The 20,941-nt window shown below is 71.6% G+C and carries 17 protein-coding genes and 2 pseudogenes; 13 read left to right on the top strand and 6 right to left on the bottom strand.

Annotated elements, in window-relative coordinates; genetic code table 11:
- The first annotated feature begins 119 nt into the window (after nt 1–119).
- The 3 genes from H4F90_RS00435 (at nt 120) to H4F90_RS00425 (ending at nt 3,250) form a co-directional block, all read left to right on the top strand.
- Complete coding sequence (locus H4F90_RS00435) at nt 120–1,610, top strand: ricin-type beta-trefoil lectin domain protein (protein WP_182660414.1); 1,491 nt, start codon at nt 120–122, stop codon at nt 1,608–1,610.
- A 70-nt stretch (nt 1,611–1,680) separates the two neighbouring features.
- Nucleotides 1,681–2,751, top strand: coding sequence for an endonuclease/exonuclease/phosphatase family protein (locus H4F90_RS00430; protein WP_182660412.1), 1,071 nt, complete (start codon nt 1,681–1,683; stop codon nt 2,749–2,751).
- 112 nt (nt 2,752–2,863) lie between these two features.
- Entirely contained in the window at nt 2,864–3,250 is a 387-nt protein-coding gene (locus H4F90_RS00425; protein WP_220486026.1) for a hypothetical protein, read from the top strand.
- 25 nt (nt 3,251–3,275) lie between these two features.
- Here the strand turns inward: H4F90_RS00425 and H4F90_RS00420 are convergent, their stop codons facing one another.
- From H4F90_RS00420 to H4F90_RS00400, 5 genes are all read right to left on the bottom strand, one after another.
- Nucleotides 3,276–3,677: a hypothetical protein gene (locus H4F90_RS00420; RefSeq protein ID WP_182660408.1), complete on the bottom strand. Its 402-nt coding sequence runs from the start codon at nt 3,675–3,677 to the stop codon at nt 3,276–3,278.
- A 66-nt stretch (nt 3,678–3,743) separates the two neighbouring features.
- Nucleotides 3,744–5,693, bottom strand: a complete 1,950-nt coding sequence (locus H4F90_RS00415) for an ABC transporter ATP-binding protein (protein ID WP_235971890.1) — start codon at nt 5,691–5,693, stop codon at nt 3,744–3,746.
- A gap of 70 nt (nt 5,694–5,763) precedes the next feature.
- The gene (locus tag H4F90_RS00410) at nt 5,764–6,327 is read right to left on the bottom strand and encodes a thioredoxin family protein (RefSeq protein ID WP_235971889.1); all 564 of its coding nucleotides are present in this window, start codon (nt 6,325–6,327) and stop codon (nt 5,764–5,766) included.
- 50 nt (nt 6,328–6,377) lie between these two features.
- Nucleotides 6,378–7,238: a quinoprotein dehydrogenase-associated SoxYZ-like carrier gene (locus H4F90_RS00405; protein WP_182660406.1), complete on the bottom strand. Its 861-nt coding sequence runs from the start codon at nt 7,236–7,238 to the stop codon at nt 6,378–6,380.
- Nucleotides 7,239–7,267: 29 nt separating this feature from the next.
- A complete protein-coding gene (locus tag H4F90_RS00400; RefSeq protein ID WP_328700782.1) occupies nt 7,268–8,152 on the bottom strand; it encodes an MBL fold metallo-hydrolase in 885 nt (294 codons plus the stop codon).
- A 468-nt stretch (nt 8,153–8,620) separates the two neighbouring features.
- Between H4F90_RS00400 and H4F90_RS00395 the strand changes: the two genes are divergently transcribed.
- The 10 genes and pseudogenes from H4F90_RS00395 (at nt 8,621) to H4F90_RS00355 (ending at nt 19,138) form a co-directional block, all read left to right on the top strand.
- Nucleotides 8,621–9,154, top strand: a complete 534-nt coding sequence (locus tag H4F90_RS00395) for a PepSY domain-containing protein (RefSeq protein WP_182660402.1) — start codon at nt 8,621–8,623, stop codon at nt 9,152–9,154.
- Between the two features lie 220 nt (nt 9,155–9,374).
- Nucleotides 9,375–10,133: pseudogene (locus tag H4F90_RS15445) on the top strand (DUF4394 domain-containing protein); the annotation flags it as partial.
- 24 nt (nt 10,134–10,157) lie between these two features.
- A pseudogene (locus H4F90_RS15825) lies at nt 10,158–10,262 on the top strand (PEP-CTERM sorting domain-containing protein); the annotation flags it as partial.
- A gap of 224 nt (nt 10,263–10,486) precedes the next feature.
- On the top strand, nt 10,487–11,467 hold the full coding sequence (locus H4F90_RS00385; RefSeq protein ID WP_220486025.1) for a Tim44 domain-containing protein: 981 nt from the start codon (nt 10,487–10,489) through the stop codon (nt 11,465–11,467).
- 91 nt (nt 11,468–11,558) lie between these two features.
- Nucleotides 11,559–12,152 carry an RluA family pseudouridine synthase gene (locus H4F90_RS00380; protein ID WP_182662913.1) on the top strand — a complete coding sequence of 198 codons (594 nt, stop codon included), beginning with the start codon at nt 11,559–11,561 and terminating at the stop codon, nt 12,150–12,152.
- Between the two features lie 174 nt (nt 12,153–12,326).
- Nucleotides 12,327–13,691: an NAD(P)/FAD-dependent oxidoreductase gene (locus H4F90_RS00375; RefSeq protein ID WP_182660398.1), complete on the top strand. Its 1,365-nt coding sequence runs from the start codon at nt 12,327–12,329 to the stop codon at nt 13,689–13,691.
- A gap of 31 nt (nt 13,692–13,722) precedes the next feature.
- Nucleotides 13,723–14,991: an MFS transporter gene (locus H4F90_RS00370; RefSeq protein WP_235971888.1), complete on the top strand. Its 1,269-nt coding sequence runs from the start codon at nt 13,723–13,725 to the stop codon at nt 14,989–14,991.
- 108 nt (nt 14,992–15,099) lie between these two features.
- A complete protein-coding gene (locus tag H4F90_RS00365; protein WP_182660394.1) occupies nt 15,100–15,909 on the top strand; it encodes an SDR family NAD(P)-dependent oxidoreductase in 810 nt (269 codons plus the stop codon).
- A gap of 179 nt (nt 15,910–16,088) precedes the next feature.
- Nucleotides 16,089–17,687, top strand: a complete 1,599-nt coding sequence (locus tag H4F90_RS00360; RefSeq protein WP_182660392.1) for a sensor histidine kinase — start codon at nt 16,089–16,091, stop codon at nt 17,685–17,687.
- The gene (locus H4F90_RS00355) at nt 17,684–19,138 is read left to right on the top strand and encodes a sigma-54-dependent transcriptional regulator (protein WP_182660391.1); all 1,455 of its coding nucleotides are present in this window, start codon (nt 17,684–17,686) and stop codon (nt 19,136–19,138) included. The genes H4F90_RS00360 and H4F90_RS00355 overlap by 4 nt, the downstream gene beginning before the upstream one ends.
- Nucleotides 19,139–19,240: 102 nt before the next feature.
- On the opposite strand, the gene H4F90_RS00350 is transcribed toward H4F90_RS00355, so the two are convergent.
- Nucleotides 19,241–20,557, bottom strand: coding sequence for a hypothetical protein (locus tag H4F90_RS00350; protein ID WP_182660389.1), 1,317 nt, complete (start codon nt 20,555–20,557; stop codon nt 19,241–19,243).
- Between the last annotated feature and the right edge of the window lie 384 nt (nt 20,558–20,941).

The following is a 20,941-nucleotide window of genomic DNA, read 5'->3' as shown; positions in this document are numbered from 1 at the left end:
TAAGTGTCTGTAAAAGCCGTCAAGCCCGCCGCGTGGTGACCGAAAGCAGAAACAGGCTTGAACCATCCTCCTGCCCGCCCCCCTTGCCGAGCGCAAGCCAGCCCCGCGACCTCTACGTCATGAAACATCTCGCCCTTTCGCGGCCCCTGCGCTGCACCACCCTGGGCCTGCTGCTGCTGAGCGGCGGTGCGCAGGCCGCCGACATCACGGGCCTGGAGGTCTACAACCTGCAGCGCAGCGACCTCTGCCTGCAGAGCCAGGCCGCCACCCCGGTGGCCGGGGCCGGCGTGCAGGCCGGCCTGTGCCATGGCGGTCTGGCCAGCCAGAACCTGGTCGTCGTGCCCAACGCGAATGGCAGCTACCAGCTCAAGCTCGGCGGCTACTGCCTGGGCGCGACGGCGAATCCGGTCGTCAGCGGGACGACCCTGCAACTTCAGGCCTGCAATGGCAGCGCGCTGCAGTCGATCTACATCGACGGCAACACCGGCCGCTTCATCCCGGCCGCCGCGCTCAGCCTGGTGCTCGACCTGCATGGCGGCAATTTCACCGATGTGCGCTTCTGGACCGATGGCGGCGGCGCCAACCAGCGCTGGAGCCTGCGTCCCCGCAGCCCGGCCAGCAACAGCAGCGTCAGCAGCGACGGCACCTGGCAGACCGTCACGACGGCCGGCTGGGCGACCTGGTCGAAGCGGCTGGCACCCGTGTTCAGCGGGCCCTATGCGGCGGTCGGCGACCCGAGCGTGATGCGCGTCGGCAGCGAGCTGCGCATGACCTACAACTGCTACGACATCGTCCGCCAGCGCGGCGCGATCTGCCTGGCCCGCTCGACCGACGGCCTGAGCTGGAGCGATGTGAACACCGGCGACACCACGCTGCCCAGCCGCCTGATCGCCACCCGGCCGGGGCAGTGGGACGACGCCCATGAATCCGCGGCCATGGTGAAGTTCAAGAACGAGTACCTGCTGTACTACGTCGGCTACCTGGACCGCGGCGGCTTCTTCGCGTCCTTCCCGGCCGAGGTCGGCCTGGCCACCTCGAGCGATGGCATCCACTTCACGCGCGCCAATGGCGGCAAGCCGGTGCTGAAGACCAGCCCGGCCGGCTACGACAACGACGCGATCAGCAGCCCGAGCTTCGTCGTCTACAACAACGAGCTGGTCATGCTGTATTCGGCCTACTGCTTCTACAACTGTCCGAAGGGGGCGGGCGTCACGCTGCTGGCCGCCACTTCGAAGGACGGCCGGACCTGGACCAAGCGCAGCACGCCGGTGCTGACCGCCGCCGATTTCCCGGGCGTGAAGGACGGCATCGCGGAAGTCGACATCACCCAGGGCCCGGACGGCCGCTACTACCTCTTCCACACCCGGCTCAACGGGGAGGCCGGGCACGAGATCGGCGTGGCCCAGGCCAGCAGCCCCTTCGGCCCCTGGACGATCAACCCGGAGCCCATCGTGCGCAAGTCCGCCACCGGCTTCGACAACATCGGCCCGATCGCGCCCAGCGTGGTGTTCGAAAACGGCAAGGCGCGCATGTGGTTTCACGGCTTCGCCACCAACCGCACCGCGCAGATCGGCTACGCCGAGGCCACGCTGCCGATGCTGCGGCCCTGAGGTCTCCCCGGGGTCCGCGCGAAGGGGGGCCGGCCAGAATGGCCGGCCCCCCTTCGCATGAGCCGACCCGATGGCCACCCTCCCGCGTCCGCGCCGCAACACGCCGCTCCGCTTCGCGAGCTGCAACCTCTACAACCTGAACCTGCCGGGCCGTGCGCTCTACGGCCGGCCGGGCTGGACCGAGGCCCAGTACGCCGCCAAGATCGCCTGGCTGGCCCAGGCCCTGCGCGGCGTGGAGGCCGAAGTCTGGGGCTTCCAGGAGCTGTGGCATCCCGAGCCGCTGCAAGCCGCCTTCCGCGCGGCCGGCCTCGACGGCGACTACCAGCTCCTCACCCGCCCCGGGCTGAACGGCCAGGGCATCGCCTGCGCCGCCGCCGTGCACCGCAGCCTGGCGATCGACCCGGTGGCCGAGCCGGCCCTGGCCCCGGTCTGGATCGAGCGCTTCCCCCCGCAGCTGCAGCTGCGCAGCGGCGGGGGCGAGGACCCGCAGAGCCCGGCGATCGCCGTGACGATCAAGGGCTTCTCGCGCCCGGTGCTGCGCCTGGCCCTGCGCGTGGCGCCGGGGCTGCCGCTGGTGGAGGTGCACGTGGCGCACCTCAAGTCCAAGGGACCGACGGAGGTCGGCGGCGAAGCCTGGTTCCGGGCCGATCCGTCCGCCTTCGCGCCGCATCGCGAGGCCCTGGGCAGCGCGATCTCCACCGTCCGCCGCACCGCCGAGGCCGCCGCGCTGCGCGTGCTGCTGACCGAACGCATGAAGGCCGAGGGCCGGCCGACGGTGGTGATGGGCGACCTGAACGACGACCGGCTCAGCAACACCCAGGCCCTGATCACCGGCCAGCCCGACCTGCTGCTGCGCGCCGACCGCAAGGGCGGCAGCGCCACCGGCCTCTATGCCACCGAGCTGATGGAGGGCCAGCGCAGCCTGCGCGATGTCAGCTACACCTACATCCACCAGGGCGAACACGGTTCGCTGGACCACATCCTCGTCTCCCAGGCCTTCTACGACCGCTCGCGCCAGCGCCTGTGGCGCTTCGAGGGCCTGCGGATCTACAACGACCACCTGAACCTCGAAGACCCTGCCGCGACCGGCACCCCCGATCACGGCATCGTGCAGGCCTGCTTCGCCTACGACCCGGCCTGAGCCGCGACCCCACGGGCCGCGGGTAAGTCTGGAGCAACGCCGGGCTGCGCGCCGGGGTCCGAAGAGATGCTCTGCACACTGGCCCGGCCAGGAAGGTTGATCCGCGATGCCCATGCTGCCCCGCCCCCGCCTGCACCCTGCCCTCCTCCTCGCGGCCCTGCTGCTGCCCCACGGCCTGAGGGCTCCGGCCGAGGCGGCCGAAACCGCCCCGCAGCTGATCGGCCGCCTCGGCAAGGTCGCCTACTACCTGGTGCCGGAGGCCCAGGCCCGCGAGCGGAGCTGGTACGACCAGGCGATTCCGGCCGTCTGCGGCGACCAGGAGAGCTGTTTCGTCCGCTTCTACACGAACAGCCAGGGCGTGGCGCCGGGGCTGCCCCTGCCCGAAGCCATCGAGCGCGAGCCGACGGTGATGTTCCAGCGCTCGGCCAAGCACGGCGCCCAGCTCTTCCGCTGGAGCTGCCGCCTGCAGGTGGCGAACAACCCGTCCGAGTGCTTCTGAACCAGGCCGCGGACGCGACGGGCGCTCAGTCGAGGAACTGCGCCTTGACCACGCGCCAGGCCTGCGGCTGATCGCTGCTGACCGAGCAGCCCAGCGGCTCGGCTTCGGCCCCCGGCTTGAGCTCGGAGCGCGAGCGGTCGCCCGTCGGCCGACCCGCCAGCGTGCGTTCCAGCCAGACCCGCACGGTCCGGGTCGGGTGGGTGTTGCGGATCAGCAGCTGCACGCCATTGCGGATGACGCAGTTCGAGGTGAAGTCCTTCTCGACGCTCAGGTAGTGCTCGGGCGCGGCCGGATCGGAGGCCGCCGCCTCGGGCGCCGGCTGTGCGGCCAGCGGCCAGGCCGCGGCAGCCAGCAAGGCGAAGGCCAGACCCCGGGCGGCGGGCCTGCGGCAGGGCGGCGGGTTCAGGGGGACGGTTGGGCGGGCCATGCGGGAGCTCCGGGTCGGGCGGAGGAGGTGGCGGAGAGACAGCCGGTCGGAGCAAGGGTTCCGGCTTCAGGAGTGCGCGGTGGCCGTCGGGGCCGCAGGCGGGGCGGAAGAGACTGTCCCGGGCGCCTCGTCATCGTCCTCGCCGAGGAAGCCGCCGCTCTGGTGGGCCCAGAGCCGCGCATAGAGTCCGCCGCGTGCCAGCAGGCTGCGGTGGTCGCCGGACTCGACGATGCGGCCCTGGTCCATCACCACCAGGCGGTCCATCGCGGCGATGGTCGACAGGCGGTGCGCAATGGCGACCACGGTCTTGCCGGCCATCAGCTCGCCGAGGCTGGCCTGGATGGCCTGCTCGACCTCGCTGTCGAGCGCACTGGTGGCCTCGTCGAGCAGCAGGATGGGCGCATCCTTCAGCATCACCCGCGCGATGGCGATGCGCTGGCGCTGGCCGCCGCTGAGCTTGACGCCGCGTTCGCCCACCTGGGCCTCGTAGCCGCTGCGGCCCTTGGCATCGCGCAGCTGGGCGATGAAGCCGGCCGCCTGCGCACGCTCGGCGGCGGCATGCAGGGCGGCCTCGTCGGCGTCGGGGCGGCCGTAGAGGATGTTCTCGCGCACCGAGCGGTGCAGCAGGGCGGTGTCCTGGGTGACCATGCCGATCTGCGCGCGCAGGCTGTCCTGACGGACGCCGGCGATGTCCTGGCCGTCGATCAGGATGCGGCCGCCCTCCAGGTCGTAGAAGCGCAGCAGCAGGTGCACCAGCGTGCTCTTGCCGGCGCCGGAACGGCCGACCAGGCCGATCTTCTCGCCGGGACGGATGTGCAGGTTGAAGTCCTGCATGCGCAGGCCACGACCGGCGGCAGCCGGATCGGCTGCGCGGCCGTAGCTGAAGGCCACGCGCTCGAAGACGATCTCGCCGCGCTGCACCTGCAGGGCCGGGGCGCCGGGCCGGTCCACCACGCTGTGCGGCCGCGACAGGGTGTTCATCGCATCCTGGGCGGTGCCGATGTGCTCGAAGAGCGAGGCCGTCTCCCACATGATCCAGTGCGACATGCCGTTGAGCCGCAGCGCCATCGCGGTGGCCGCGGCCACCGCGCCCAGGCCGACCGCCTGCTGCGTCCACAACCAGAGCGCGGTGCCGGCGGTGCCGCCGATCAGCAGCATGCTCAGGCCGTGATTGACGATCTCGAAGCCGGTCACCAGGCGCATTTGCCGGTGCACGGTGACGAGGAAGTCCTGCATCGCGCCGCGCGCGTGGCCGGCCTCGCGCTGGCCGTGCGAGAAGAGTTTGACGGTGGCGATGTTGGTGTAGGCATCGGTGATGCGGCCGGTCATCAGTGAACGCGCATCGGCCTGGGCCTGGGCGGCGCGGCCGAGCCGCGGCACGAAGTGGCGCACCGCCAGCAGGTAGGCCGCCAACCACAGCGCGAAAGGCAGCAGCAGCCACAGGGCCAGGCCACCGAGCACGCCGACGATGGTGGCGAAATAGAGGGTCACGAAGACCAGGATGTCGCCGACGATGAAGACCGTGTCGCGCACCGCCAGCGCGCCCTGCATCACCTTGGTCGCGATGCGGCCGGCGAACTCGTCGCTGTAGAAGGCCAGGCTCTGGCCCAGCATGCGGCGGTGGAACTGCCAGCGCAGCCGCATCGGGAAGCTGCCGGCCAGGGTCTGGTGCTTGATCGCGACCTGCAGGGCCACCACGGCCGTGCTGGCCAGCAGCAGGCCCGCCAGGCCCAGCAGCAGTTCGCCGTGGGCGGACCAGAGCTGGCTGCGATCGACCGCGGCCAGCAGGTCCACCACCTGGCCCATGAGGCCGAAGAGCCAGGCCTCGAAGGCCCCGATGCAGGCCGTCAGCAGCACCATGCCGGCCAGCCAGGGCCGCATGCCCTCCGTGCCGGCCCAGAGGAAGGCCGCCAGCGTGGCCGGGGGCTGCGGGGGGGGACTGTCGGGGTAGGGGTCGACTCGGGTCTCGAAGGCCTGCATCAGGCGCGTCGTCCAGCGGGGTCCAGTCTCAGGCATCCCGCCTTTGTAGCCGGCTTTGACGACGCGGCGGCGGGCACGGGCATGCGCAGGCCGACGCAGACCGCCTTCACTGCACCAGCTGCAGCACCTCGATCTGCTCGGGCACGGTCTCGAAGGTGCCGGCACCGGCCGGCATCTGCATCAGCGGCTGGCCCTGGGCGTCGAGTAGCCAGACGCTGGGGTAGACGAGCTGGCGTGCGCGCTCGTCGCCGATGGCCTTCTGGTACTCCATGTAGGGCAGGCTGCCGAGGGCCGGCGTCTTGAATCGCAGTTCGCGCACCGGCACGCGCAGCGAGCTGCGCAGATCGACGAGCAGGTAGGGCGCGAAGTGCGACTTCAGCGCCGCGTGATGGGCCGCGAGGAAGGCCTCGTAGCGCCGGCAGTAGGCACAGTCGTCGGCGTTCAGGTAGACGTAGAGGCGCTTGCCCTCGGCGCGGGCACGGGCCAGGGCGGGGCCGAGGTCGAACTCGGCACTGCGCGGCAGGGTGGCCGGCTGCAGCACCATCGCGCCATAGGCCGGCGGCAGGCCGTGCGGGCCGGCGACCGGGGCGGCGTGCGCGGCCCCCAGGCCCAACGCAGCGGCGGCGGCCAGCAGCTGGCGGCGACGGGGGGAAGGGGCATCGCTCGGCATCGTGGGCTCCTGCGCAGGGGGACGGATGGACGCGGTCCCGGGGGCGCGGTTCAGGCCAGGGCCAGCTGACCGCGGAAACGGCCTTCCTTGGTGTCCTCGACCTCGGCGTTCAGCCGGCCGCCGGGCCGGGCCAGCAGCTTGAAGCGCAGGCTGGGGTTCTCGCTGAGCGAGAAGCCGACTTCGGCATTGAAGAGCGGTTCGCCGTCGTAGCTGACCTTGATCAGGCGCACGTAGTGCGGCGGGATGTACATCACGGTGATGTGATTGAGCTCGAAGCCGGTGTCGTTGGGATGCACGACCGAGACCTCGGCGGGCGTCGGCCCGTCGGCCTTCAGGCCCTCGGGCAGGCGGAAGACGGTCTTGCCGATGTTGTGGAGCTGGTCGCGGTTCGGCGGGGCCGAGCAGCCCCCCGATACCTTGCAGTAGCGCGAATCCATGTGCAGGCTGCCGTCGGACAGCTCGGTGACCACACGCACATGACCGTACTCGTCGACGCGCAGCCGGGTTTCCAGGTCGGCCTGACCCATGCGCGGGCTCAGGTCCAGCACGGCGGCAAGGGGCGCGGGGTTCTTGTCGACCAGGATGGTCATGCGCCGCACGTGCAGGGCCTCGGTCTGCGGCAGCTTGGACACCACCTTGACCGGCACCGAGGCACCGAAGGCCGCGCGCAGTGGCACGATGAGCTGCACCTGGCTGGCCTCGCCGGTGGCGATGGGCTCGCGGCCCCAGAGCCTGGCGCGCAGGTCTTCCCATTGCGGCGAGCTGTCGCCGTGGCCCACATGGCTCGGCAGGCCGCCGGGCGCGGCACGCACGGCGGGCGTCGGACTCAGGCCCAGCGCACCCAGGCCGGCGAGGGCGAGGCGACGCGAGAGGCCAGCGGGTCGGGACGATGGGGGCAGCTCAGGGTTCATGAGGCGTTCTCGGAAGCGCGGGGACCGGCTCAGCGCAGCAGCTGCGCATGCTCAAGCCGCAGAAACAGCAGGGCCGCGTTGCGGCGGTGGATGACGTCGTACTGGTCCCAGCCGGCATAGGCGGGCAGCTCCGCTCGTTCGGCGACTTCGCTGAGCGGTGCCCCCGCATCGAGCAGCTGGCTCAGGCGTTGTTCGAGCGCGCGCAGGTAATCGTCGACCGCGTCGATCACCGCCGCGTCGCCCGCCGGACCGTGACCCGGGACCACGCGGCGGGGGCGCAGCTCGCGCAGCGCCGCCAGGGCATCCCGCCACCCCTGGAGCCGGGCATCCTGCAGGTCGGGCACGCGCAGGTGATCGCAGAGGCCCCCGGTGAAGACGATGTGGCTGGTTTCGTCCAGCACGGCCGAGTCGCCCGGCCCGCTGGCATGGCCCCAGCTCAGCAGGCGCACCGGCCTGCCGATCTCGTCCTGCAGGGGCCCCGAGCCGTCGAGCAGCTGGTCGGGGCGGAACATCTGGGTGCCGGCCATGTGGTCCTCGCCCAGCAGCACGCGCAGGGTGTCGAGACAGCCCTCGCAGCGCGAGGCCATCAGGCCGGCGGTGGCGCGCTGCATGCTCACCGGAATGCCGCGGGCACGGAAAGCCGCCGCCCCGAACAGGAATTCCTGCCGCGCATGCGTGATCAGCAGGCGACGGACGGGCCGGTCGGTGACCCGGGCGATGCAGGCCAGCAGGGCCTCACCATGCCGGCGCGATACCCCGGCATCGAGGGCCAGGACCCCCTGCGGCCCGACGATGAACCCGGTGTTGCCGGTGCGTCCGACGTTGCGGCCGTCGACCTCGCCGGGCAGGCCCGGCACCCAGTAGACCCCGGGCGCGAGCTCTCGCGCCTCGGGCTGCGGCAGCGGATCGAGCACGAGCGCTTCCAGCTCGGTACGAGCTGCCCGGACCGCCGACCCCCCGGTCCAGGCGATCAGCCCCGTCAGCAGGCTGCGGCGGCTGCAGCCCCTCGGGGACGGGCGGCGGAATGGGGTGACAGGGCTGGAGACGTGCATCGTGGCGGGGGGCCGGGGCGGCGCCTCCGGCGGTCCGGCGCTTGGCCGGGGCGCCGGGCGTTACCGGTGACTTCAGCGCTCGATGGTTTCAGCCCAGCCCGCCTCCGGCAATATGCCGGATGGCCTAGGGCTTGACCCGGGGACGGGCAAGGGTCGGAGGGCTCCCCCATGACGGCGGCACACCCGATGACCCCTGTGTCAAGCGTGACCTGGGCGGATTGGGTCGGGAATTATTCCCTTTTCCATCGATTTTCAATGGGATTCATTCCCTTCTATGATGGTCTCAGGGTCTTCCCGGATCCACCTCCCACACAAACTTTCGGAGTCATCATGACCAAGACCCCTCTGATCCTCGCCCTCGGCGCTGCCGCCCTGCTGTCCGCCAACCTGGTGCAAGCCGATGCCACGGCCAAGACGCCGAAAGTCAAGTTCGGCCTCGAAGCCTGCCTGCCGACCGTGCTCGCCAAGCATCCGGGTGAGGCCCTGCAGGCGGTGCTGAAGGCTGAAGGCAAGGAAGCCGTGTGGGAGATCGAAGTCGAAGCGGCCGGCGGCAAGCTCTACGACATCGAGTGCAGCGGCAAGACCGGCAAGATCATCGAAGTCGAAGAGCGGGTCGGCAGCGCCGACGCGGCCGGCTTCAAGGAGAAGGCCAAGGTCAGCGAAGCGACCGCCCGCGCGACCGTGCTGGCGAAGTTCCCCGGCGACGTCGAGCGGGTCGAGTTCGAGATCGAGTCCGACGGCAAGGTGTCCTATGAATACGACATCAAGACGAAGGCGGGCGACATGCGTGTCGAAGTCGACGCGACCAGCGGCGAGATCGTCGAAGCCAGCAAGGAAGTGCTGGAAGTCGGTCGTCTGAAGTGAGTCGGCGCGGCGGGCCATGCGTCGCGTGTCTGCCCTCTTGCGGTTGCGGGGCTCACCCTCACCGAGGGTGAGCCTGGTTTTTGACTCAGGTTAAACCCGACCCCGCAACCAAAGGGTCGCGAACGAAACCAATCAGTCACTCCGGTCGTAGTACAGGTGAGTCCGGGACAGATGGCAGGAAAGCCAAGTTTCGGAACGTCCTCAACCTCCAGGAGTGAAGATGAAGCACTACGCCGTCAAAGCTGCCGTCATGGCTTCCATGGCCGCAATCAGTCTGGGTGCGCAAGCCCAGACCCTGATCGGACTGACCACAAGTAATGAGCTGGTCAGCCTGTCCGGTACGACGTTCTCGATGCCCGTGGCCATCACCGGCTTGGCCAGCGGCGAGAAGCTGCTGGGTATCGATCTCCGTCCTTCAAACGGTCTGACATACGCCATCAGCGACCAGAACCGGCTCTACACCGTCAACACCACGACTGGTGTCGCCACCTTGGCAGCCAATCTGACGGGTGCGAGCTTCGCGGCGACCGGCGGGATCGGCATTGACTTCAATCCGCAGGCTGACCTCAACGGTGCTGCTTCACTGCGGGTGACGACGGGAACCGGCAAGAACTATGCGGTCAATGTCGCCACCGGGGCAGTCGGAAACACCAGCAACAACATCAGCGCCGGCAACACAGGCGTCGCGTACACCAATTCGGCTCCTGGTCTGGACCCGCGGATGGGCGCCGCCGACGTCACTGACCTCTATTACATCAACACAGCAACCGACAGCCTGAATCTCGCACTAGATAGCTTCAACACCCCGACGATCACGCAAGTGGGCACGGGGCTTGGCATCGGCATTGATGTCCTCAGTGCCAACGGATTCGAGATCTTCGGCTTTACCGGCAAGGCATTCGCTGCACTGAACATCGACGACGGTACCGGTCGGACGGGCATCTATTCGATCGATCTGGTGACGGGCAAAGCCGTTTCCGTGACGACATACAACGGGACGCTGGTGGGTCTGACGGCTGCCGTTCCGGAACCCGAGACCTATGCCTTGATGCTTGCCGGTCTTGGTGCGCTTGGCGTTGTCGCTCGCCGCCGGCGCAAGCAGGCCTGAGCCACTTCAAACTCGAAAGCGCCGGTACCCTGCTGGGTTCCGTGCCGGCGGTCGGTGTTGCGGACACAGGAAAGTCTGTCCTCAAAGATCCCATCCGACCTCGACAACCGCCCCCCGGGGCGGTTTTTTCATGGGCGCGACCCAGGGAACCTTGGGCGGTCCGTATGGTCCACTCGGGCCCGTGCAGCCCCTGCTGCCTGGCCCGTATGCAACGAGAGGAACTGATGAACGCCACCCTGCCCCATCCGAACCGATGGATCCATGCACTGAGCCGCCTGCGGACGGCCGTGCAGACCGGTCTGCTGAGCCTGGCCCTGCTGCTCGCCGGCGGCCTGAGCCTGCTGCCGGGGGAGGCCGAGGCCAAGCGGTTGGGGGGTAAGCGTTCGGTCGGCATGCAGCGCGAGGCCAGCCCGACCCCGCCGCCGGCCACGCCGCCGAAGCAGGCCGATGCAAGCCCGGGTGCGGCCGCCCCCGCAACCGCGGCGCCGGCCGCCGCCGCCGGCAAGCGCTCGTGGATGGGACCGCTGGCCGGCCTGGCCGCCGGCCTCGGCCTGGCCGCACTGCTCAGCCACTTCGGCCTCGGCGAAGGCTTCGCCGACCTGATGATGATGGTGCTGCTCGCCGTGGCGGTTTTCTTTGTCGTGCGCCTGATCCTGCGCCGTTTCGCAGGCGGTTCGCCGCGGATGCAGCCGGCCGGAGCCGGTGCGGGCCTGGGATCGGTGGCCATGCCGCGCCAGGCCAGCCCCCAGCCGGACGCAGCCAGCCCCTACGCCCGCGAAGCTTCGCAAGCCTTCGGCAGCCCAGCGGTCGCGGCCGCAGCCCCCGCCGCCTTGCCGGCTGACTTCGATGCCGACGGTTTCGTGCGCCTGGCGAAGATGATCTTCATCCGGATGCAGGCGGCCAATGACGCGGGACAGGTCGACGATCTGCGCCGCTTCACCACCCCCGAGCTGTTCGCGGCACTGCGCCTGGACCTGCACGAACGCGGCAACGCCAGCCAGCAGACGGACGTCGTGCAACTCGATGCCGAGGTCCTCGAAGTGGGCCAGGACGCTTTGCAGCGTGTCGTCAGCGTGCGTTTCCACGGCCTGATCCGCGAAGAAGCCGAGCACGGTGCCGAGCGCTTCGACGAGGTCTGGCACCTCGTGCGTCCGCTGGACGAAAGCCGGGACTGGGCGATTGCTGGCATCCAGCAACGCAGCTGAAGCCGCGACAGCCGCCACGGGATGCGATCGCGTCCCGTGCGGCCCGGCCCAGGAAAGCGAGCGGGTACTCGCTTTCGATGAGCACTGGATCCTGGTCCGCAAGCCCGCCGGCCTGCTGGCCGTGCCGGGCCGGGGCGAGGACAAGGCCGACTGCCTGATCCGCCGCCTGCAGCAGCACTGGCCCGACGCACTGACCGTGCACCGGCTCGACCAGCCGACCTCCGGGCTGATGGTCTACGCCCGGGGGGCGCAAGCGCAGCGCCGTCTCAGTCAGGCTTTCGCCGAGCGCCGGGTGGCCAAGCGCTATGAGGCCGTGGTGGCGGGCCGGCTGGACGGCCCGGGTCCGGGCGAGGCACCGGCCTGCATCGACTGGCCGCTGAGTGCCGACTGGCCGCGGCGGCCGCGCCAGAAGGTGGATCCGGTGCAGGGCAAGCCGGCCCTGACCCGCTGGCGGCAGCTCGGGCCAGCCCCCGGGGGCGGCACCCGGGTCGAGCTGCTACCGGAGACCGGCCGCAGCCACCAGCTGCGCGTGCATCTGGCCGCCCTCGGCCATCCCATCCTTGGCGACGCCCTCTACGGCGATCCGGCCGGCGCGCCGCGCCTGCTGTTGCATGCGACACGGCTCGAACTGGAGCACCCGCAGCGCGGAGAACGCTGCATCTGGGACGACCCGGCCCCCTTCTGAGCCTCGACCGGGCGGGAACGGCTTTTGCAGTGGTTAGCATGCGAACCTGACGCCGCAGTGAAGGCCTGCCGATCCAGCAGGCCTTTGCGCCGCGGCCGGACCGCAACGCCCGACCCCGACGACGAAGAAACCGGCGGCCACGACCGACCGGATGCGCGCTCCCCGAGGACCTCCATGGATCCCACCCCCCTGCAGCCAGGCCGCCGGCCGCATGTCCTGATCATCGGCGGCGGCTTTGGTGGCATCTGGGCCGCCAAGGCCCTGCACAAGACGCCCGTCGACATCACGGTCGTCGACCGCACCAACCACCACCTCTTCCAGCCCCTGCTCTACCAGGTGGCCACGGCCGGTCTGCCGGCGCCCTCGATCGCCGCGCCGATCCGCCAGATGTTCCGCGGCGACGAGCAGGTCACCACACTGATGGCCGAGGTCAGCGGCTTCGACCTGGCAGCCCGCCAGGTGCGGCTGGCCGATGGCGGCCGGATCGACTACGACCACCTGATCGTGGCGGCCGGGGCCACCCACAGCTATTTCGGCAACGATGCGTGGGCCGAGCATGCCCCCGGCCTGAAGACCCTGAGCGACGCCTTCAGCATCCGCCGCCGCGCCCTGCTGGCTTTCGAAGCCGCCGAGCGTGCAGACGACCCGGTGCGCCAGCGCGACCTGATGACCTTCGTCGTGATCGGCGCCGGCCCCACCGGCGTCGAGATGGCCGGCACCCTGGTCGAGATCGCCCGCCACACCCTGCCCGGCGAGTTCCGCCGCATCCAGCCGGCCCAGGCCCGGGTGCTGCTGGTCGAAGGCGGCGGCCGCGTGCTGCAGGCCATGCCGCCGGGCCTGAGCGAGAAGGCCCGCCAGCAGCTCGAACGCCTTGGCGTCGAGGTGCTGCTCGACACCAAGGTCACCGCGATCGACGCCGATGGCCTGTGGGTGGAACGCGGCGGCCAGCGCGAGCGCATCGACAGCCACAGCATCATCTGGGCGGCCGGCGTCGCCGCCTCGCCGCTGGCCCGCATGCTCGGCGAGGCCGCCGGCGTGGCCTGCGACCGCGCCGGCCGCGTGCCGGTGGAGCCCGACCTCAGCCTGCGGGGCCACCCCGAAGTCAGCGTCATCGGCGACATGGCCGCAGCCCGCAGCCACCCGAAGAAGGGCGCACCGACGGCCGTGCCCGGCGTGTCGCCGGCCGCCAAGCAAATGGGCCAGTGCGCGGCGCGCAATCTGCAACGGCGCCTGGCCGGCCAGCCGACCGAGGCCTTCGTCTACCGGGACTATGGCAACCTCGCGACCATCGGCCGCCGTGCGGCCGTGGTCGACCTCAGCTCGCCGCTGGGCCCGATCCGCTTCTCCGGCTTCTTCGCCTGGCTTTTCTGGCTGATCGCCCACGTCTACTTCCTGATCGGTTTCCGCAACCGCATTGCCGTGCTGATGGACTGGGCCTGGGCCTACTTCACCTACGAGCGGCATGCGCGCGTGGTGGCCGGCGAGGCAGGGGCCGGGGGGCCGATCGGCCCGGTGCGGGATCCGGCCGTCGAAGGCTAGTCCCTCACACCCTGCCCCGGACCCTGCCGCCTTGAGCCCTGTTCCCCTGCCCGCCGATGCGGGTCGTCCCGCCGACGGCGGGCTGCGTGCGCTGCTGGCCGAGCGCGCCTTCGTCCGCTTCTGGTGTGCCCGGGTCGCCGGCACCTCGGGCAACCAGATGATGATGGTGGCCATCGGCTGGCAGATGTACGAGCTGACCGGCAGCGCCTGGGACCTGGGTCTCGTCGGCCTGCTGCAGTTCCTGCCCTCGCTGGTGCTGATGCTGGTGGCAGGCCACCTGGCCGACCGCCACCACCGCGGCCGCATCCTGGCCGCCGCGCTGACGGTGCAGACGGGCATCAGCGCCGTGCTGATGCTGGGCAGCGCCGGGGGCTGGGCGGGCCGCGAGACCCTGCTCGGCCTCTCCCTGCTGATCGGCGCCGCCAAGGCCTTCCAGATGCCGGTGCAGCAGTCGCTGCTGCCGCTGCTGGTGCCGGCCGCCAAGCTGCCGCGGGCCATCGCGCTGAGCTCGGCCGGCATGCAGACCGCGATCATCGGCGGGCCGGCGCTGGGTGGCTTCGTCTACGTGGCCGGGCCCGAGGCGGTCTACGGCCTCTGCGGCCTGCTGTTCCTGCTCGGTGTGGGGCTGACCCTGGGCCTGCGCTACGTGCAGCCGCCGGTGCCCAAGGAAGCCGTGAGCTTCAAGACCGTCTTCGCCGGGCTGGCCTTCATCCGCAGCCGGCCGGCCGTGCTGGGGGCGATCTCGATGGACCTGTTCGCCGTGCTTCTGGGCGGCGCCACCGCGCTGCTGCCGATCTTCGCCAAGGACATCCTGCACGTCGGCCCCTGGGGCCTGGGCCTGCTGCGGGCTGCGCCGGCGGTGGGCGCGCTGACGCTGTCGGTCTGGCTCAGCCGCCGGCCGATCGAGCGGCAGGTCGGGCCCAAGATGTTCCGCGCGGTCGCCGTCTACGGCCTGGCCACCCTGGTCTTCGGCCTGTCGACCAGCTTCTGGCTGTCGCTGGCCGCGCTCTTCGTGGCTGGCGCGGCGGACATGGTCAGCGTCGTCATCCGCCAGTCGCTCGTGCAGCTGGAAACGCCGGATGCCATGCGCGGCCGGGTCAGCGCCGTCAACGGCATCTTCATCGGCGCGAGCAACCAGCTGGGCGAGTTCGAGTCGGGCGCCACCGCCGCCGCGCTGGGCCCGGTGGGTTCGGTGCTGCTCGGCGGCTTCGGCACCCTGGCCGTGGTCGCCCTCTGGCGCCGGCACTTCCCTGCCCTGGCCCGGCGCGACCGCATGCGCGAAGCGGCCACGAACGGCTGAGGACCAGGGCGCCACGGCGGCTTGCGCCCCGCCGTCTTGCCGGCAGGCGGCGTCCCCCGCCGCGCAGGATGCCTGCACGAGGCGCCGCAGGCTGGCAGCATCCACGCCATGCCTGCCCTCCCCACCCCCACCGAGCTGCTGTGCAGCGGCCCCGGCGCACGCGCCGCCTCGACCCTGATCGTGCTGACCGGTGCCTCGCGCGGGCTCGGCGCCGCCATGGCCCGCCAGCTGCTGCGGCCCGGCCATGCCCTGCTGACCCTCTCCCGCCGGCCCGACCCGGGCCTGGACACCGCGGCCCAGGCCGCCGGCTGCCCCTGCACGCAGTGGTCGGTCGACCTGGCCGAGCCCGATGCGGCCGTCGAACGCCTGCACGCGCTGCTGCTGACCCTGGCTGCCGCGCCGCCCGCCCGACTGGTGCTGCTGCACAACGCCGCCCTGCTGCCCGAGCCGGCCGGGCTGCACGCCCAGGCCGACGAGGAACTGCGCGCCGCGCTGCGCCTGGGCCTGGAAGCCCCGCTGCGCCTGAGCGCCGCGGCGCTGGCCGCCAGTGCCGGCTGGGGCGCACAGCGCCAGCTGCTCTTCATCTCCTCCGGCCTCGGCCGCCACGCCATGGCGGGCAGCACCGTCTACTGCGCCGTCAAGGCGGGTCTGGACCATGCCGCACGCGCCCTCGCGCTGGAGCATGCCGACGATCCGCGCACCCGCGTCGTCTCGCTGGCCCCTGGCGTGATCGCGACCGACATGCAGCGCCAGCTGCGCGAGGCCGATCCGGCCCACTTCGCCGCCCAGGCCCGCTTCGACGCACTGCACCGCGAAGGCCTGCTGGACACCCCCGACCAGGCCGCCGGCAAGGTGCTGGCCTGGCTGGACCGAGCTGACTTCGGCGCGCCCCCCGTGGCCGACGTGCGGGCGGCCTGAGGCCCAGGCAGGCCCCGGCCCCGCAGCACGACGGCCCGGCGGGCGTCCAGGCCCCGCAAGACCCGGCCCCGGGACTTGCCCGAGGCCCGGGCCGATCGGGCAAAAGTCCCAGCCGGAGGCGCCGGAGGGCGGGGGATCATGCGCGGCTTTCCGCCGCCCTGCCCTCCCGCCCTGCGCCGATGAATGTCGAATGGTTCGGTCCGGCCCGGTCGCTGCGGCGCTTCCAGAGCCGCATCTCGCTGGGCTATGTGCTGTTGATCGTCTTCAGCGGCGTGCTCGGCCTGCTCGGCACCCGCCCCTGGGAGGCGGTCTCGCACGAGATCAGCCGCCTGGCCGCGCTGGAATCCGAGGTCTACGCCATCCGCGGCACCCTCTACCGCCAGGTCAAGGAAGTCTTCGACGACATCCTGCTGGGCGATCCCAGCGCACGCAGCGAGTACGGCGTCTTCACGCGGCGCATCGGCGAACGCTTCGATGTGCTCGAAAGCCGGCTGCGCCAGCCGGAGGAAGAACGCCTGGCCCGCGAGCTGCGCGATGCCTATGGCGAGGTGCTGCGCATCAGCGAGACCCTGATGCGCAACGCCCGCCCCGGCGCCGAGCGCCCGAACCCGGCCGAGACCGAGGCCGTGCTGCGGCTGATGCACACCGAGATCGAGTCCGGCGCCTTCCAGCGCTACGAGGACGTGCTGGCCCGTTTCGAAGCCCTGCTGCAGCAGGAGCATGTCGAGCAGACCGCGCAGCTCACCTTCCTCACCCGCTGGGTTCCGGTGGTGCTGGCCCTCACCGTCAGCCTGGCGGCGCTGCTGATGGTCTACGCCAGCGCCCATCTGCGGCGCCACTTCAGCCGGCCGCTGGGCGACGTGCTCGACGCGACCCGCCGCATCCGCGAAGGGGACCTGAGCCACCGCGTGCCCGACCGCGGCACCACCGAGCTGCGCAGCCTGGCCCAGGGCATCAATGCCATGGCCGCCGAGCTCGATGCCAGCCGCAAGGCCCTGGTGCAGTCGGAACGGCAGGCCGTGCTGGGCGCGCTGATCCCGGTCGTCGCGCACAACATCCGCAATCCGCTGGCGAGCATCCGCGCGACCGCGCAGATCGCCGATGCGCCCGAACTGCCGGCCGACACCCGCGAAGCCCTGGCCGACATCATCGGCGCCAGCGACCGGCTGGCCGCCTGGACGCATGCCCTGCTGTCCTACCTTCACCCCCTGCAGCCACGCCTGGCGGCACTGGACCTGCGGCAGGTCGTCGACCAGGCCCTGGCCCTGCATGGCACGGTGCTCGACGCGCGCGGGCTGGCGATCGAACGCCAGGGCTGGAGCCAGGCCCTGCCGCTGCAGGCCGACCCGGAGCTGCTGGAGCAGGCCGTCAGCGCCCTGCTCGTCAATGCCGCCGAGGCCTCGCCGCAGGGCGGCCGCCTGACCCTCTCGCTGGGCGCCAGCGCGGGGGAAGCCTGGCTCAGCGTGCGCGATCGAGGCCCCGGCTGGCGCGGCCCGCCCGCCCTGCACGGCCTGCCGCCGCTGCCCAGCAGCAAGCCCGGCGGCAGCGGCCTGGGCCTGCCCTTCTGCACCAAGGTCTGCGAAAGCCACGGCGGCCGGCTTGAATTCCTCAGCCCGCCCAGCGGCGGCACCGAGGCCCGCATCCGACTGCCGCGTGCGCCCGGCGGACCGCTGTCCGGCGGCCAGGCGGCGTTCGCCGGCGACAGCCCGGTGCAGACGGCCTTTCACGCCTGGGCCCAGCGCTACGCCAGCAGCTTCGACCGTCCCCGTCGCCCATGAACAGCAGCCCCCCTCCGCCCCCCGAAGCCAGCGGCCCGGCCCTGCTCATCGTGGACGACGAAGCCCTCTTCGCCCGCGCCGCGGCGCGCCACCTGGGCCGCGCCGGCTACGCCTGCCAGGTTGCGGGCAGCCTGCAGGAAGCCCGCGCCCAGCTCCAACGCCAGCCCCCCGCCCTGGTGCTGCTCGACATGCGCCTGCCCGACGGCCACGGCTTCGAGCTGCTCGCCGCCCACCCGCCCGGCGAATCGCCCGAGCGACCCACCTTCATCATGCTGACCGCCTACGGCGAGCTGGAAGACGCCGTCGAGGCCATGAAGCTCGGCGCCGCCGACTACGTGAAAAAGCCGGTCGACCTCGACGAACTCCGCCTCGTCGTCGAGAAGACCCTCTCCACCGCCCAGCTTCGCCGGCGGGTGGACTACTCGCGCGAGCGCAGCGTCCACGCGCTGGATGAAGTGCAGATGCTCGGCGACAGCCCGGCCCTGCGTGCCGCCCGCGAGCAGCTCGAAGCCCTGGGCCGGCTCGCCCCGCGCAGCGGCATCGCGCCGCCCACCGTGCTGCTGCTCGGCGAGACCGGCACCGGCAAGGACGTCGCCGCCCGCGTGCTGCATCGCAGCGGCCCGCTGCGCGAACGGCCCTTCGTACAGATCGACTGCGCCTCGCTGCCGCGCGAGCTGATCGAGGCCGAACTCTTCGGTCACGAGAAGGGCGCCTACACCGGCGCGCAGGGCCGCCGTGTCGGTCTCATCGAAGCCGCCGAGGACGGCACGGTCTTCCTCGACGAACTCGGCGAGCTCGGCCTCGAACTCCAGGCCAAGCTGCTCAATGTGCTGGAGCGACGCGTGGTGCGCCGCGTCGGCAGCGTGCGCGAGCAGCCGGTCAGCGCCCGCTTCGTCGCCGGCACCAACCGGGACCTCGCGGCCATGGTGGCTGCCGGCCAGTTCCGGGCCGACCTGTACTACCGCCTGAACGTCATCCACGTGACCCTGCCGCCGCTGCGCGAACGCGCCGGCGACAGCCTGCTGCTGGCCCGTCATTTCGCGCTGCAGACGGCGCGGCGCTACGGCCTGCCCGATCCGGTGCTCGTGCCGGAGGCCGAAGCCGCGCTGCAGCGCTACCCCTGGCCCGGCAATGTGCGCGAGCTGCGCCACCTGATCGAGCGCGCGGTGCTGCTGGGCGGCGGTGCGCCGCTGGGGGCGGCATGCCTCGGGCTGCCGCCCGCCGATCCCGCCGCGGACCTCCCCGCCCCGGCGGCCACCGGGCCGGCCAGCGAGCGCAGCCTCGACGCGATGACCCTGGACGAGGCCGAACGCCACCTGATCGAACGCGCGCTGGCCCGCTGCCGCGGCAACGTCTCGGAAGCCGCGCGCCAGCTGGGCGTGACCCGCATGGCCCTGCGCTACCGCATCGACAAGCTGCGCCTGGGCGGCGCACTCCCCGCCCCGCCCTGAAAGCCCCGCGCAGCCGGGGCGAAAAAAAGCCGCCCGGCTTGCGCCGGACGGCCCAGGGGTGCCGGCCCCCCTTCGGAGCCAGCCCACGATCACCGGTTGAAATCAGATCAGCGGCAGCTGCAGCGCGATGTCGGCGGTGGCGACCGCGTCCAGGCTCACGCCAACGCTGGTGCTGTTGAGGGACAGCAGGGGGTCGAGCGCCGCATCGAGCTCGGCCACCACGCCGGCCAGCGGCGCCGGCAGATCCGGCAGCGCAGGCAGGCCGCCCAGCAGATCGTTGGCGGCACCGACCGCCGTGTCGACCAGGGCGACCAGGGCCGACGCGTCCACGCCCGCCAGGGCCGGCAGACCGCTGAGGTCCAGGTTCGGCAGCGCGGGCAGACCGCTGAGGTCCAGGGCCGGCAGCGCGGGCAGACCTGCGCCGGTGGGCAGCAGGCCCAGCACATCGTCCAGCGACGGGGCCGCCGGCAGGGTCGGCAGCGCGGGCAGGCCGGCACCGGTGGGCAGCAGGCCCAGCACATCGTCCAGCGACGGGGCCGCCGGCAGGGCCGGCAGCGTGGGCAGGCCGGCCGCAAGACCATCCAAGGTGTTCAGCAGGGGGTCCACGGCAATCAGCGTGGCATCCACCAGGGCAACCGCGTCATTGGCCAGCACCAGGCCGCCGACGACCAGGGGCGCCGCGGCTTCGTTCAAACCGGCAACCGCAGCCGAGGCCACGCCGAGGAGCTGATCGACCGAGGCCGCCACGGGCGCCAGCTGCGGGGCTTCGACCAGGACCGGCGCCAGGGCCGCACCCAGGGTGTCGGCGACGAAGTCGATCTCGCCGGCCGCCAGATCCAGCAGCGGGTCGAAGGCTTCGAGGTCCAGCAGCACCAGGGCGCCACCGGTGGCGGCCGTCGCGGCGTGCAGCAGGTCGCTGGCCCCGGCGGCCAGGGCGTTCAGGCTGGGGTTGGCGAGCAGGGCCTGCACGCCATCCACCACGTCCTGGAGCAGGTCCACGCCGCCGGCCACCAGCGGCACGACGGTCGCGTCGACGATGGCCTGGATCTCGTCGATCAGCGCGTTCAGGTCGCCGAGGCCGGGCAGGTCGACGGGCAGGTCGGCCGGCAGCGCGCCGAGCAGGGACTCGAGCTGGGCGCTCAGGTCGATCACGGCCGCTTCAAGCTGGGCGATCAGGGCATCCGGGGCCGGCAGCGTGTTCAGGCTGAGCGGCAGGTCGACCGGCAGGTCCACCGGCAGCGAGGGCAGGCTCGGCGCAGCCGGCAGGCTGGGCAGCGCAACCGGCAGCGACAGCGCGGGCAGCGTGGCCGGCAGCGCGGCCTCAAGCTCATCGACCACGCTGGTCACGGCGGTGGGCAGCACCGGCAGGCTCAGGGGCAGCGGGGTGGTCAGGCTGGTCAGGGTGGAGGTGAGGCTCATGGACGCTCCGGATGCTTGTTTTGGGATCGGTGCGCATCGATCGCTCGTTGCACCTCCCGGATACCGGCGAGCCCTGTTACCGGATTCACACATTTGCTTGCCTGGCTGACAAAAAGCTGCGGCCGCCGGGCCTCAGGCCGCCGATGGCTGCTGACAGCCATCTGGCTGCCGCGCTGGTTGCAGGGCAACCAGCGCCCAGGTTGAGGGTTTCCCAGCAAGCCCGGGAAGAACTCCGGGAGGAACTCCCGCGAAACAAGGACTTGCAGACCAGCGCCTGGGGCAAACCCGGGCACTCCTCCCGGCAGGCACGCCACCTGCCTTATCACAGCACGCAAGTCGGGGCGGACCCCTCCTAAGGGTGGGTGTCATGCGTCGGGCCTCACG

The sequence above is a fragment of the Aquariibacter albus genome (assembly GCF_014145335.1).
Lineage (GTDB): Bacteria > Pseudomonadota > Gammaproteobacteria > Burkholderiales > Burkholderiaceae_C > Aquariibacter > Aquariibacter albus.
Note: the sequence above shows the minus strand (reverse complement) of the source record. Positions and strands in the feature narration are given on the sequence as shown.

What these genes read in the sequence shown, in the direction of transcription:
- H4F90_RS00435 (WP_182660414.1), top strand. Translation starts at nt 120, where the DNA reads ATGAAACATCTCGCCCTTTCGCGGCCCCTGCGCTGCACCACCCTGGGC.
- H4F90_RS00430 (WP_182660412.1), top strand. Translation starts at nt 1,681, where the DNA reads ATGGCCACCCTCCCGCGTCCGCGCCGCAACACGCCGCTCCGCTTCGCG.
- H4F90_RS00425 (WP_220486026.1), top strand. Translation starts at nt 2,864, where the DNA reads ATGCTGCCCCGCCCCCGCCTGCACCCTGCCCTCCTCCTCGCGGCCCTG.
- H4F90_RS00420 (WP_182660408.1), bottom strand. Translation starts at nt 3,677, where the DNA reads ATGGCCCGCCCAACCGTCCCCCTGAACCCGCCGCCCTGCCGCAGGCCC.
- H4F90_RS00415 (WP_235971890.1), bottom strand. Translation starts at nt 5,693, where the DNA reads ATGCCTGAGACTGGACCCCGCTGGACGACGCGCCTGATGCAGGCCTTC.
- H4F90_RS00410 (WP_235971889.1), bottom strand. Translation starts at nt 6,327, where the DNA reads ATGCCGAGCGATGCCCCTTCCCCCCGTCGCCGCCAGCTGCTGGCCGCC.
- H4F90_RS00405 (WP_182660406.1), bottom strand. Translation starts at nt 7,238, where the DNA reads ATGAACCCTGAGCTGCCCCCATCGTCCCGACCCGCTGGCCTCTCGCGT.
- H4F90_RS00395 (WP_182660402.1), top strand. Translation starts at nt 8,621, where the DNA reads ATGACCAAGACCCCTCTGATCCTCGCCCTCGGCGCTGCCGCCCTGCTG.
- H4F90_RS00385 (WP_220486025.1), top strand. Translation starts at nt 10,487, where the DNA reads ATGAACGCCACCCTGCCCCATCCGAACCGATGGATCCATGCACTGAGC.
- H4F90_RS00375 (WP_182660398.1), top strand. Translation starts at nt 12,327, where the DNA reads ATGGATCCCACCCCCCTGCAGCCAGGCCGCCGGCCGCATGTCCTGATC.
- H4F90_RS00365 (WP_182660394.1), top strand. Translation starts at nt 15,100, where the DNA reads ATGCCTGCCCTCCCCACCCCCACCGAGCTGCTGTGCAGCGGCCCCGGC.
- H4F90_RS00360 (WP_182660392.1), top strand. Translation starts at nt 16,089, where the DNA reads ATGAATGTCGAATGGTTCGGTCCGGCCCGGTCGCTGCGGCGCTTCCAG.
- H4F90_RS00355 (WP_182660391.1), top strand. Translation starts at nt 17,684, where the DNA reads ATGAACAGCAGCCCCCCTCCGCCCCCCGAAGCCAGCGGCCCGGCCCTG.
- H4F90_RS00350 (WP_182660389.1), bottom strand. Translation starts at nt 20,557, where the DNA reads ATGAGCCTCACCTCCACCCTGACCAGCCTGACCACCCCGCTGCCCCTG.